Consider the following 12879-nt stretch of genomic DNA (forward strand, 5'->3'; position numbering starts at 1 on the left):
CGCCGGCATATGGCAAAGGGCGCCGCCGCAAGGGCGCCGCAACGAGGGGAATACCGATGAACCGCGAGAACAAGCACGTCCATGCCCGCGCCAGCCTGCTGGCGATTGCCGTGGCCGCCGCCACGCTGCCCTGGGCCGCGGCGGCGCAGACGGTGGAGCGCCAGCTCGACGGGGTGATCGTGCGCCCGGCCGATGCCGCCGCCGCCGACGTGCGCCTGCAGCTGGTCGGCGACCGCATCGTCCGCGTCAGCGCCGATCCCGACGGCGATTTCCAGCGCAGCCCGAGCCTGATGCGCGCGCCGGCGGCCGTTCCGGCCGGCGCGTTTCAGCTCGAGGAAGGCGAGGGCAAGGTACGGCTGAAGGCCGCCGGGATCGCCGCCGAAGTGGCGCTGGACGACGGCCGGGTCAGCTTCTTCGACGCCGCCGGCAAGCCCTTGCTGGCCGAGACCGAAGGGGCGCGCACGTTCGAGGCGGTGGAGTTCGAAGGCAAGCCGTACTACAGCCTGCGCCAGCGCTTCCAGTCGCCGGACGACGAGGCCTTCTACGGCACCGGCCTGCACCAGCAGGGCTGGATGAACCTCAAGGGCCGCGACGTCGAGCTGCTCCAGCACAACATCGACAACGCCATTCCCTACCTGGTGTCCAGCCGCAACTTCGGCATCCTCTGGGACAACAATTCGATCACCCGCTACGGCGACCCGCGCGGCCTGCGTCCTTTGCAGGAGAGCCTGGTGGTGTACGACGCTGGGGGCAAGCCGGGCGCGCTGACCGCGACCTACTCGATCGACGGCAAGGCCCGGGTCGTGCGCCGCGAGGCCGAGGTCAACTACCAGTACATCAAGGACCTCAAGGCCCTGCCGAAGAAGGGCTGGAACACCGCCCAGGGCGGTCGCACCCAGGTGGTGTGGGAAGGCGCGATCGAGGCCAGGAACGGCGGCCGCCACACCTTCTCCATGTACAACAGCGAATACGCCAAGGTGTACGTGGACGGCAAGCTGGTGATCGACCGCTGGCGCCAGAACTGGAACCCGTGGCACCACGAGTTCGCGCTGGAGCTGGAGCCGGGCGTGAAGCACGCCGTGCGGGTGGAGTGGGACGCGATCGACCCGGCCTACATCGCCCTGCTGCACCGCGACCCGCTGCCGGCGGAGCAGGCCAGGGACCTGTCGATCTGGTCCGAGGCCGGGCAGATGATCGACTACTACGTGGTCGCCGGCCGCAGCGGCGACGAGGTGGTTGCCGGCTACCGCGAGCTGACCGGCAAGGCGGTTTTGCTGCCGAAGTGGTCCTACGGCTTCTGGCAGAGCCGCGAGCGCTACAAGACCCAGGCCGAGCTGACCGGCGCGCTGGACGAGTACCGCCGCCGCGGCCTGCCGATCGACGCGATCGTCCTGGACTGGTCGTACTGGCCGGAGAACGCCTGGGGCTCGCACGACTTCGACTCGAAGAACTTCCCGGACCCGGACGGGATGGTCAAGCACGTCCACGACCAGCACGCCCAGATCATGATCTCGGTGTGGCCCAAGTTCTATCCGACCACGGCCAACTACAAGGAACTGGACGCGGCCGGGCACATGTACCAACGCAACGTCGAGGTCGGCGAGCTGGACTGGATCGGCAAGGGCTACCTGAACTCCTTCTACGACCCGTACTCGAAGCAGGCCCAGGACATCTTCTGGCGGCAGGTCAACGAGAAGCTCAACAGCAAGGGCTTCGATGCCTGGTGGCTTGACGCCTCCGAGCCGGACCTGCACAGCAACATCGACATCGGCGAGCGCAAGGCGCGGACCACGCCGACCGCGCTCGGTCCTTCGGTCGAGTATTTCAACTCCTATCCGCTGGTCCATTCGGAAGGCGTCTACCGCGGTTCGCGCGAGGTCGAGCCGGACAAGCGCGTGTTCATCCTCTCGCGCGCGTTCTTCGCCGGGCAGCAGCGCGCCGGCGCGGCGTTCTGGAGCGGCGACATCGTCCCGCGCTGGGACGACCTACGCGAGCAGATCTCCGGCCTGGTCAACGCCTCGATGGCCGGCGCGCCCAACGTCAGCTTCGACATCGGCGGCTTCTCGCCGGAGAAGCGCTACGAGAGCCAGGACCCGGCGCACCTGGCCGAATGGCGCGAGCTGAGCCTGCGCTGGTTCCAGTACGGCGCGTTCGTGCCGATCTTCCGCCTGCACGGCCAGTTCCCCTATCGCGAGATCTGGAACATCGCCCCGGAAGGCACGCCGCACTACGCCAGCTTCGTCCACTACCTGAAGCTGCGCTACGCGCTGCTGCCCTACATCTACACCCTGGCCGGCGACACCAATCAGAAGGACGGCACCATCCTGCGCACGCTGGCGATGGATTTCCCGGCCGATCCCAAGGTCCGCGACATCGCCGACCAGTACCTGTTCGGCCCGGCCTTCCTGGTCGCGCCGGTGACCGCGTTCAAGGCGACCCACCGTCCGGTGTACCTGCCGGCGGGCACCAGCTGGATCGACTTCCACACCGGCCAGCGCCACGCCGGCGGGCAGACCATCGAGGCGGCCGCGCCGCTGGAGCGCAGCCCGCTGTTCGTGCGCGCCGGCTCGATCGTGCCGCGCACCGTGGTCCAGCAGTACGTGGACGAAAAGCCGGACGCGCCGGTCACCCTGGAGGTCTACACCGGTGCCGACGGCAGCTTCTCGCTGTACGAGGACCAGGGCCGCAACTACGGCTACGAGCGCGGTGAATCCAGCCGCATCCCGCTGGCCTGGAACGAGAAGCGCGGCGAGCTGGTCATCGGCGCGCGCCAGGGCCAGTACCCGGGCATGCAGGCGCAGCGTGAGATCCGGGTGCGCTGGGTCGACGGCCCGCGCGACGGCGTCGGCGAACTGGAGCCCGCGGCCGACACCACGATCCGCTACGACGGCAAGGCCGTCACCGTGCGCCGTCCGCGCGGCTGAGCCACCGGTCGCGGCACGTGCCGGCGCCATGCCGGTGCGTGCCGCGACGCGCATGAAGGAAGCAGGATGAGCCTGACCCGACGCGAGCTGCTGAAGGGAACCGCGGCGGCGTTGGCCGTCGCCGGCGGTGCGAGGGCCGCCACGCCGGCCGCTGTCGCCGGCGGCAGCGCGTTGGCCGCAATGGCCGGTGCCATCGGCGCCGCAGCCGCGGACGCTGCGGCTCCCGCGGGGCAGGGGAATGCGGCGCTGAAGCTGTGGTACCCGCGCCCGGCCACGCAATGGGTCGAGGCCTTGCCGCTGGGCAATGGCCGGCTCGGGGCGATGGTCTGGGGAGGCGGCCGGTCCGAGCGCCTGCAGCTCAACGAGGACACCCTCTACGCCGGCCAGCCCTACGACCCGACTCCGCCGGAAGCGCTGGCCGCCTTGCCGGAGGTGCGGCGGCTGCTGTTCGCCGGCCGCTACGCCGAGGCCGAGGCACTGGCCAACGCGAAGATGATGGGGCAGCCGAAGAAGCAGATGCCCTACCAGCCGCTGGGGGACCTGCTGCTGGATTTCCTCGAGATCTCCGAACTCAACGGCTACCGCCGCGAGCTGGACCTGGACCGGGCGCTGGCGACCAGCACCTTCGAGGCGCGCGGCATGCAGCACACCCGCGAGGCCTTCGTCTCGGCGGTGGACCAATGCGTGGCGGTGCGGTTGAGCGGCGACAAGCCGCGGCGGATCGGCCTGCGCATCGGCCTGGGCAGCGATCACGCCCAGGCTGCGGTGGAGGCCGATGGCGAGCACGGACTTCTGCTGCGAGGACGCAACGGCGATGCCTTCGGGATCGAGGGCGGACTGCGCTTCGTCGCCCGGCTGCGGGTGCTGGCGCGCGGCGGCAGCCTGCGCCGGCGCGGCGAGCGGATCGAGGTGCTCAAAGCCGATGAGGTCGTGCTGCTGCTGACCGCGGCGACCAGCTTCCGCCGCTACGACGACATCGGCGGCGACCCGGAGGCGATCACCCGGGCGCAGCTGGACGCGGCCGCGGCCAAGTCCTGGGACGAGCTGCTGGCCGCGCACATGGCCGCGCACCGCCGGCTGTTCCATCGCGTCGCGATCGACCTCGGCGACAGCCCGGCCGAGGTCGCCGGCCTGCCGACGGATGCGCGCGTGGCCCGTTTCGCCCAGGGTGGCGACCCGGCGCTGGCCGCGCTGTACCACCAGTTCGGGCGCTACCTGCTGATCTGCAGCTCGCGGCCCGGCTCCCAGCCGGCCAACCTGCAGGGCATCTGGAACGACCTGCTGTCCCCGCCGTGGGAGAGCAAGTACACGATCAACATCAACACCCAGATGAACTACTGGCCGGCCGAGGCCAACGCCCTGGCCGAGTGCGTGGAGCCGCTGGAGCGGATGGTGGCCGAGCTGGCCGAGGCCGGCGCGGAGACCGCGCGGCGGATGTACGGTGCGCCCGGCTGGGTCGTGCACCACAACACCGACCTGTGGCGGCGCAGCGCGCCGATCGACGGCGCGCAGTGGGGCCTGTGGCCGACCGGCGGCGCCTGGCTGCTGCAGCACCTGTGGGACCGCTGGGACTACGGCCGCGACCCGGAGTACCTGCGCAGGGTCTGGCCGTTGTTCAAGGGCGCGGCCGAATTCTTCGCCGCCACCCTGGTCGAGGACCCGGGCACCGGGGCGATGGTCACCGCGCCGTCGATCTCGCCGGAGAACGAGCATCCGCACGGCGCCGCCTTGTGCGCCGGGCCGTCGATGGATGCGCAGATCCTGCGCGACCTGTTCGGCCAGTGCATCGAGATCGCCGGCCTGCTCGGCGTGGACACGGAACTGGCGGCCAGGCTGGAAGCGCTGCGCCGGCGGCTGCCGCCGCACCGGATCGGCAAGGCCGGGCAGCTGCAGGAGTGGCAGCAGGACTGGGACATGGACGCGCCGGAGATCCATCACCGCCACGTCTCGCACCTGTACGCGCTGCATCCGTCCAGCCAGATCAACGTGCGCGACACCCCCGATCTGGCCGCGGCGGCCAGGCGCTCGCTGGAGCTCCGCGGCGACGAGGCCACCGGCTGGGGCATCGGATGGCGCCTGAACCTGTGGGCGCGGCTGCATGACGGCGAACACGCGCACCAGGTGCTGGCGATGCTGCTCAGCCCCTCGCGCACCTATCCCAACCTGTTCGACGCGCACCCACCGTTCCAGATCGACGGCAACTTCGGCGGCACCGCGGGGATCACCGAGATGCTGCTGCAGAGCTGGGGTGGGAGCGTGTTCCTGCTGCCGGCCCTGCCGGCGGCCTGGCCGCGGGGCCGGGTGGCCGGGCTGCAGGTGCGCGGCGCGGGCGAGGTCGACCTGGAATGGAACGGCGGCCAGCTGCTGCGGGCGAGGCTGCGCAGCCGCCGTGGCGGCCGCTACCGGATCGAGTATCGAGGGCAGGCGCTGGAGGTGGCGCTGGACGCAGGTGCCGTGGCGACGCTCGATTGGAAAGGACGGCGGTTGAGGCACGCGTAGGCGCGTCGCGCACTGCTGCGTGCGGCGAGCGATGCGAAGCCGGTACATTCCGGCCTCCACACATGAACAACGACAACCCTAGAGGGGATGGCAATGGCAGGCATGGGCGCGAGCGAGACCGCCGGCGGGATTACCGCGGCGGGCGCGGAGAACACCGGATTCATCATCCTGATCAGCTGTGTGGCCACCATCGGTGGCTTCCTGTTCGGCTTCGACAGCGGCGTGATCAACGGCACGGTCGACGGGCTGCAGCAGGCGTTCGGCTCGTCCAAGGCGGCGCTGGGCTTCGAGGTGGCCTCGATGCTGCTGGGCTGCGCGATCGGCGCGTTCTTCGCCGGCCGCCTGGCCGACCGCTGGGGCCGGCGCAGCGTGCTGATCGCCGCGGCGGTGCTGTTCCTGCTCTCGGCCCTGGGCTCGGGCGCGGCCCCCAGCTCGCTGGTGTTCATCGCCGCCCGGGTCCTGGGCGGGTTCGCGGTGGGCGCGGCCAGCGTGATGTCGCCGGCCTACATCGCCGAGGTGGCCCCGGCCCGCTACCGCGGCCGGCTGGCCACGGTCCAGCAGATCGCGATCATCTCCGGCCTGTTCGCCGCCTTCCTGAGCAACTACCTGCTGGCCCAGGCGGCCGGGACCTCGACCGAGGCGCTGTGGGCCGGACAGCCGGCCTGGCGCTGGATGTTCTGGATGATGGCCTTGCCCTCGGCCCTGTTCCTGGTGCTGCTGCTGGTGATCCCGGAGAGCCCGCGGTTCCTGGTGGTCAAGCGCCGCAAGGACCAGGCCCTGGCGGTGCTGTCCAGGCTGTACGGGCCGCAGGCCGCCCAGGCCACCCTGGCCGAGATCGAGGCCTCGCTGTCGGCCGACCACCACCGCCCGACCCTGGGCGACCTGGTGAACAAGGCCACCGGCAAGATCCGGCCGATCGTGTGGGTGGGCATTGGCCTGGCCACCTTCCAGCAGCTGGTGGGCATCAACGTGGTGTTCTACTACGGGGCGGTGCTGTGGCAGGCGGTGGGGTTCTCGGAGGCCGACGCGCTGCTGATCAACGTGCTGTCCGGGGCGCTGAGCATTGGTGCCTGCCTGGTGACGGTGGTGCTGATCGACAAGGTCGGGCGCAAGCCGCTGCTGTGGGTGGGCTCGGCGGGGATGGCGGTGAGCCTGGCGCTGGTGGTGTGGGCGTTCGCCAGCGGTTCCTTGGTGGACGGTCACCTGCAGCTGCCGGGGCACATGGGCACGCTGGCGCTGGTGGCGGCCAACGTCTACGTGGTGTTCTTCAACGTGTCCTGGGGCCCGGTGATGTGGGTGATGCTGGGGGAGATGTTCCCCAACCAGATCCGAGGCTCGGGGCTGGCGGTGGCCGGTGCGGCGCAGTGGACGTCCAACTTCGCGGTGACGATGAGCTTCCCGATCCTGCTGGCGGGGATCGGTCTGGCCTCGACCTATGCGATCTACATGGTCGCGGCCTTCGTCTCGGTGGCCTTCGTGCTCAAGTACGTGCACGAGACCAAGGGCATCAAGCTCGAGCAGATGGAGGGCTGAGACTCGCGGCGGGGCAGGCGTCCTGCCCCGCGGTCCTTGCCGATGGCCGGCCGGCCGCCCTGGCGGCCGCCGGCAGGACCGGCGCCTGCAAAGGGCAGGGCCGGGCGCCGTACAACAAAAAAGCCCCGGAAACGGGGCTTTTTGTCGCTTCGCTGCACCGGGATGGCGCTCCCTAGGGGACTCGAACCCCTGTTTTAGCCTTGAGAGGGCCACGTCCTAACCACTAGACGAAGGGAGCGTTGTACGGGTGTAACCGGCGAAGGCGCGCTAGTATATTCACGCGCCCGCCGGACGGCAATGGTCCGGCACGACCCTGTTCACGGAAGCACGCCCATCAATCCGCAAGCCCTCCCGACGCCCGTCCTGCGCAGCATCCCGCGCGACCAGCACACGATCTCCCGCCGGGACATCAGCCCCAACGCCCTGCGCGTGCTCTACCGCCTGCGCGAGGCCGGCTTCGGCGCCTACCTGGTCGGCGGCGCGGTCCGCGACCTTTTGCTGGGCATGCACCCCAAGGACTTCGACGTGGCCACCGACGCCACGCCCGAGCAGGTCAAGCAACTGTTCCGCAACTGCCGGCTGATCGGCCGCCGCTTCCGCCTGGCCCACGTGGTGTTCGGGCGCGAGATCATCGAGGTCGCCACCTTCCGCGCCAACATCGACGACGGCAGCGGCGACCGCGAGATGGAGGACGGGCGGCTGGTCCGCGACAACGTCTACGGCACGATCGAGGACGACGCGGTCCGCCGTGATTTCACCTGCAACGCCCTGTACTACGCGATCGAGGACTTCTCGGTGCGCGACTACACCGGCGGCTTCGAGGACGTGCAGGCGCGGACCATGCGCCTGATCGGCGACCCGGAGACCCGCTACCGCGAGGACCCGGTGCGGATGCTGCGCGCGGTGCGGCTGGCGGCCAAGCTGGGCTTCTCGATCGAGCCGGCCACCGCCGAGCCGATCCCGCGCCTGGCCGGGCTGCTGGGCGAGGCGGCGCCGGCGCGGCTGTTCGAGGAGATGCTCAAGCTGTTCCTGTCCGGGCACGCGGTGGCCAGCTTCGAGGGCCTGGAGCGCCACGGCCTGCTCGGCGCGCTGATGCCCGAGACCGCCGCCGCCCTGCGCTCCAACCGCAGCGGCGCCCTGCGGCGGATGCTGGTCCAGGGCCTGGGCAACACCGACGCCCGGGTCGCGGCTGACGAGCCGGTCTCGCCGGCCTTCCTGTTCGCCCTGCTGCTGTGGCCGGCCTACTGCCGCGCCCTGGCCGGGCTGCAGGCCCAGGGCATGCAGCCGGAGGAGGCGCAGCGCCGCGCCGCCGACCGGGTGACCCTGCACCAGGCCCAGACCATCGCCTTGCCAAAGCGCTTCTCGCTGCCGATGCAGGAGATCTGGCTGCTGCAGTCGCGCTTCTCCAGCCGCCAGCGCAAGCGCGTGTTCCGGTTGCTGGCCCACCCGCGCTTCCGCGCGGCGTTCGATTTCCTGGTCCTGCGCCTGGCCGCCTCCGACGGCCACGCCGCCGACGTCGAGTTCTGGCGGGAGGCCCAGGCCAGCTCCGGCGACGAACTGTCGGCCAGCCTGGAGGCCGCCGCGGCCGAGGGCGAGGCGGACGAGCCGGGCGCGCCGCGGCGCCGTCGCCGCCGGCGCCGGCGGGTTGCCACGGCCGGCGAATGAACGCCCCGGTCCACGCCTGCATAGGCCTGGGCGCCAACCTGGGGCATCCGCAGGCGACCCTGCACGCGGCTGCCCAGGCCCTGGCCGCGCTGCCCGACACCCGCCTGCTGGCCGTGTCGCGCTGCTACCGCACCGTCGCCTGGGGCCGCACCGACCAGCCGGACTTCGTCAACGCCGCGGCCCTGCTGCAGACCCGGCTGGCGCCGCAGACCCTGCTGGCGGCGCTGCTGGAGATCGAGCGCCGGGCCGGGCGCGAGCGCGGCCCGGATTCGCGCTGGGGCCCGCGGCTGCTGGACCTGGACCTGCTGCTGTACGGCGGCCGGATGATCGACGAGCCCGGCCTCCGGGTCCCGCACCCGCACCTGCACGAACGCGCCTTCGCCCTGGTGCCGCTGGCTGAGATCGCCGCGGCCGAGCCGTTCCCGGGCCACGGCAGCGTCGGCGAAGCCCTGCGCGCGATCGATCCGGCCGGGGTGGAACTGCTGGATGGCGCCTGAGGGTGGGCGGCCGGGCCGGAGTGTTCCGGCCGCCGCCGCGGACCTGCCGGCGTTCTGGGCGATAATGCCGCGCTTTACCACGCGGAACTCCTCCCGATGAGCGTACATGCCGGGCAGAAGCCCTGGACCGTCCCGGCCCTGGCCGAGGCCAAGCGGGAGGGCCGCCGGCTGGCGATGCTGACCGCCTACGACGCCGGCTTCGCCCGGATCATGGACCAGGCCGGGATCGACCTGGTCCTGATCGGCGACTCGCTGGGCATGGTTGTCCAGGGCCACGACTCGACCCTGCCGGTGACCGTGGCCGACATGGCCTACCACACCGCCGCGGTGGCCCGGGTGCTGCAGCGGGCGCTGCTGGTGGCCGACCTGCCGTTCCAGGCCGACGCGACCCCGGAGCGCGCTTTGGACGCCTCTGTGGCCCTGCTCCAGGCCGGAGCGCAGATGGTCAAGATCGAGGGCGCCGGGCACAAGCTCGAAGTGGTGCGCTTCCTGGTCGAGCGCGAGATCCCGGTCTGCACCCATCTGGGCCTGACCCCGCAGTCGGTGCTGCGGCTGGGCGGCTTCAAGCTGCAGGGCCGCGACGAGCAGGCCGCCGCGCGGCTGCTGGCCGACGCCCGCGCCGCGGTCGAGGCCGGCGCCTCCCTGCTGGTGCTCGAATGCGTGCCGACCCCGCTGGCGCAGAAGATCACCGCCGCGGTGGAGGTGCCCACCATCGGCATTGGCGCCGGCCCGCATTGCGACGGCCAGGTGCTGGTGCTGCACGACATGCTCGGCCTGGATAGCGGCCACCGCCGGCCGCGCTTCGTCAAGGACTTCCTGGCCCAGGGCGGCTCGGTCGCTGGTGCGTTCGCGGCCTATGCCCAGGCGGTGCGCGACGGCAGCTTCCCCGACGCCGAACACGCCTACGCCTGACCACGCCGCGCCCGCCAGCCGTACCCGCACGCCGAGACCGGAACCCCATGATCGAGACCATCACCGAACTGGACGCCCTGCGCGAGCGCGTGCGCGGCTGGAGGCGGCAGGGCCTGCGGGTGGGCTTCGTGCCGACCATGGGCAACCTGCACGCCGGCCACTACTCGCTGGTGATGCTGGCCCGCCAGTACGCCGACCGGGTCGTCTCCAGCGTGTTCGTCAACCCGACCCAGTTCGGGCCGAACGAAGACTTCACCCGCTACCCGCGCACCCCCGACGCCGACACCGCCGGGCTGGAAGGCGCCGGCTGCGACGTGCTGTGGCTGCCCACGGTCGAATCGATGTACCCGTTCGGGGTCGAGCTGGCCTCGAAGGTGCACGTGCCCGGCGTCAGCGCCGTGCTGGAGGGCGAGTGCCGTCCCGGCCATTTCGACGGCGTGTGCACGGTGGTCAGCCGCCTGTTCCACCAGGTGCTGCCGGACGTGGCCGCGTTCGGCAAGAAGGACTACCAGCAGCTGGCGGTGATCCGTCAGCTGGTGGCCGACCTGCAGTTCCCGATCGAGATCCTCGGCGGCGGCATCGTCCGCGAGGCCGACGGCCTGGCGATGAGTTCGCGCAACCAGTATCTGGGCGCGGCCGAGCGCCCGCGCGCGGCGGCGATCCACCGGGTCCTGCGGCAGATGCGCGATGCCTGCCTGGCCGGCACGCCGCGCACGACGCTGGAGGCGCAGGCCACCGCCCAGTTGCAGGCCGAGGGCTTCGCGGTCGACTACACCGCGCTGCGTCGTCCGGACCTGTCCGAACCGGTCGACGGCGAGGCCGGGCCCAGGGTCGCGCTGGTCGCCGCGCGCCTGGGCGCGACCCGGCTGATCGACAACCTCGAGTTCTGAAGTCCCAGCGACGCCGCGCGCGTTGCTACCATCCACGTCGAAGAGTTGAACGCCCGATGCTCCTGTCCCTGCTGAAAGCCAAGATCCACCGCGCCACCGTCACCCACTCCGAGCTCAACTACGAAGGCTCGGTGGCGATCGACGGCCTGCTGCTCGATGCCACCGGCATCCGCGAGTTCGAGCAGGTGCACGTGTGGGACGTCACCAACGGCAGCCGCTTCACCACCTACGCCATCCGCGCCGACGAGGGCAGCGGGATCGTCTCGCTCAACGGCGGCGCCGCGCGCCACGTGCAGGTGGGCGACCTGGTGATCATCGCCGCGTTCGCCTCGATGGACGCCGCGCAGGCCGACGCGTTCCAGCCCAACCTGGTCTACGTCGACGCGGCCAACCGCATCACCCACACCAACCACACCATCCCCAAGCAGGCCGCCTGATGACCGCATCCGTCCCCGGTACCGAATCCCTCCAGTCCCACGCCGCGCGCCTGTCCGGCGCCAGCATCGCCGGGCTGCTGAAAGACGAACCGGGACGGGTGGCCGCGCAGGCCTTGCAGGTCGGTCCGCTGTACGCCAGCTTCGCCCGCCAGCGCTATGACGCCACCGCCTGGGACGCCTTGCTGGCGCTGGGGCGCGGGCACGACCTGGCCGGCGCGTTCCGGCGCATGTTCGACGGCGAGAAGATCAACGTCACCGAGGGACGGGCCGTGCTGCACACCGCCCTGCGCGGCGACCTGTCGCCGGCGCCGGCGGCGCATGCGGCCTACGAGACCGCCGCGGCGGTGCGTGTGCGCATGCGCGGGCTGATCGAGTCGCTGGAGGCCAGCGATGTCACCGACATCGTCAGCGTCGGCATCGGCGGCTCGGACCTGGGGCCGCGGCTGGTGGCCGATGCCCTGCGCGGGCCGGTGCCGGGACGCTTCCGGGTGCATTTCATCTCCAACGTCGACGGCGCCGCGGCCCAGCGCGTGCTGGCGCCGCTGGACCCGAAGCGTACCGCGGCGATCCTCATCTCCAAGACCTTCGGCACCCAGGAGACCCTGCTCAACGGCGCCATCGTCCGCGACTGGCTCGGCGGCAGCGAGCGCATCTACGCGGTCAGCGCAAATCCCGAACGCGCCGCGGCGGCGTTCGAGATCGCCGCCGAACGCGTCCTGCCGATGTGGGACTGGGTCGGCGGCCGCTATTCGCTGTGGTCGGCGGTGGGCTTCCCGATCGCGCTGGCGATCGGCTTCGAGCGCTTCGAGCAGCTGCTGGAAGGCGCGGCGCTGATGGATGCGCACGTGCTGGAGGCGCCGCTGGAATCCAACCTGGCGGTGCGCCACGGCCTGACCGCGGTCTGGAACCGCAATGCCCTGGGCCTGGCCTCGCACGCGGTGATGACCTACGACCAGCGCCTGGCGCTGCTGCCGGCCTACCTGCAGCAGCTGGTGATGGAGTCGCTGGGCAAGCGGGTGAAGCTGGACGGCAGCCCGGTCGCCGCCGACACCGTGCCGGTGTGGTGGGGCGGAGCGGGCACCGACGTGCAGCACAGCTTCTTCCAGGCTTTGCACCAGGGCACCGGGATCGTACCGGCCGACTTCATCGGCACCGTGCACAACGACGATCCCTACGCCGAAAACCACGATGCCCTGCTGTCCAACCTGCTGGCGCAGACCGAGGCGCTGGCCAACGGCCAGTCCAGCGAGGATCCGCACAAGGTCTACCCGGGCAACCGGCCGAGCACCACGATCCTGCTCGACGCGCTGACCCCGCAGTCGCTGGGCGCTCTGCTGGCGATGTACGAGCACAGCGTCTACGTGCAGTCGGTGGTGTGGGGCATCAACGCCTTCGACCAGTTCGGGGTGGAGCTGGGCAAGCAGGTTGCCAGCACCCTGCTGCCGGCCCTGCGCGGGGAGACGAAGGCGGCCGATCCGGTCACGGCGGAGCTGATCGCGCGGCTGGGGCGCTGAGGGCGTCC

General features: G+C 71.3%; 9 protein-coding genes and 1 tRNA gene. 9 read left to right on the forward strand and 1 reads right to left on the reverse strand.

The window, feature by feature from the left end; translation table 11 throughout:
- The first annotated feature begins 56 nt into the window (after nucleotides 1-56).
- The 3 genes from CSC62_RS13825 to CSC62_RS13835 all read left to right on the forward strand — a co-directional run bounded on the left by CSC62_RS13825 (nucleotide 57) and on the right by CSC62_RS13835 (nucleotide 6956).
- Nucleotides 57-2924 carry a TIM-barrel domain-containing protein gene (locus tag CSC62_RS13825; RefSeq protein WP_162407268.1) on the forward strand — a complete coding sequence of 956 codons (2868 nt, stop codon included), beginning with the start codon at nucleotides 57-59 and terminating at the stop codon, nucleotides 2922-2924.
- A gap of 66 nt (nucleotides 2925-2990) precedes the next feature.
- Nucleotides 2991-5423, forward strand: coding sequence for a glycoside hydrolase family 95 protein (locus CSC62_RS13830; protein WP_162407269.1), 2433 nt, complete (start codon nucleotides 2991-2993; stop codon nucleotides 5421-5423).
- Between the two features lie 102 nt (nucleotides 5424-5525).
- Nucleotides 5526-6956 carry a sugar porter family MFS transporter gene (locus CSC62_RS13835; protein ID WP_162407270.1) on the forward strand — a complete coding sequence of 477 codons (1431 nt, stop codon included), beginning with the start codon at nucleotides 5526-5528 and terminating at the stop codon, nucleotides 6954-6956.
- Between the two features lie 163 nt (nucleotides 6957-7119).
- Here the strand turns inward: CSC62_RS13835 and CSC62_RS13840 are convergent.
- Nucleotides 7120-7194, reverse strand: a tRNA-Glu gene (locus tag CSC62_RS13840).
- Between the two features lie 59 nt (nucleotides 7195-7253).
- Between CSC62_RS13840 and pcnB the strand changes: the two genes are divergently transcribed.
- The 6 genes from pcnB (at nucleotide 7254) to pgi (ending at nucleotide 12871) form a co-directional block, all read left to right on the forward strand.
- Complete coding sequence (pcnB, locus tag CSC62_RS13845; RefSeq protein ID WP_343039610.1) at nucleotides 7254-8621, forward strand: polynucleotide adenylyltransferase PcnB; 1368 nt, start codon at nucleotides 7254-7256, stop codon at nucleotides 8619-8621.
- A complete protein-coding gene (folK, locus tag CSC62_RS13850) occupies nucleotides 8618-9118 on the forward strand; it encodes a 2-amino-4-hydroxy-6-hydroxymethyldihydropteridine diphosphokinase (protein ID WP_162407271.1) in 501 nt (166 codons plus the stop codon). Before pcnB ends, folK begins: the two co-directional genes overlap by 4 nt.
- Before the next feature lie 96 nt (nucleotides 9119-9214).
- The gene (panB, locus tag CSC62_RS13855; protein WP_162407272.1) at nucleotides 9215-10030 is read left to right on the forward strand and encodes a 3-methyl-2-oxobutanoate hydroxymethyltransferase; all 816 of its coding nucleotides are present in this window, start codon (nucleotides 9215-9217) and stop codon (nucleotides 10028-10030) included.
- A gap of 47 nt (nucleotides 10031-10077) precedes the next feature.
- Complete coding sequence (gene panC / locus CSC62_RS13860; RefSeq protein ID WP_162407273.1) at nucleotides 10078-10920, forward strand: pantoate--beta-alanine ligase; 843 nt, start codon at nucleotides 10078-10080, stop codon at nucleotides 10918-10920.
- Nucleotides 10921-10976: 56 nt separating this feature from the next.
- Complete coding sequence (panD, locus tag CSC62_RS13865; protein ID WP_162407274.1) at nucleotides 10977-11357, forward strand: aspartate 1-decarboxylase; 381 nt, start codon at nucleotides 10977-10979, stop codon at nucleotides 11355-11357.
- A complete protein-coding gene (pgi, locus tag CSC62_RS13870) occupies nucleotides 11357-12871 on the forward strand; it encodes a glucose-6-phosphate isomerase (RefSeq protein WP_162407275.1) in 1515 nt (504 codons plus the stop codon). Before panD ends, pgi begins: the two co-directional genes overlap by 1 nt.
- Nucleotides 12872-12879 lie beyond the last annotated feature (8 nt).

Source organism: Pseudoxanthomonas jiangsuensis, assembly GCF_010093185.1.
In the GTDB taxonomy this organism is placed as follows: Bacteria; Pseudomonadota; Gammaproteobacteria; order Xanthomonadales; family Xanthomonadaceae; genus Pseudoxanthomonas; species Pseudoxanthomonas jiangsuensis.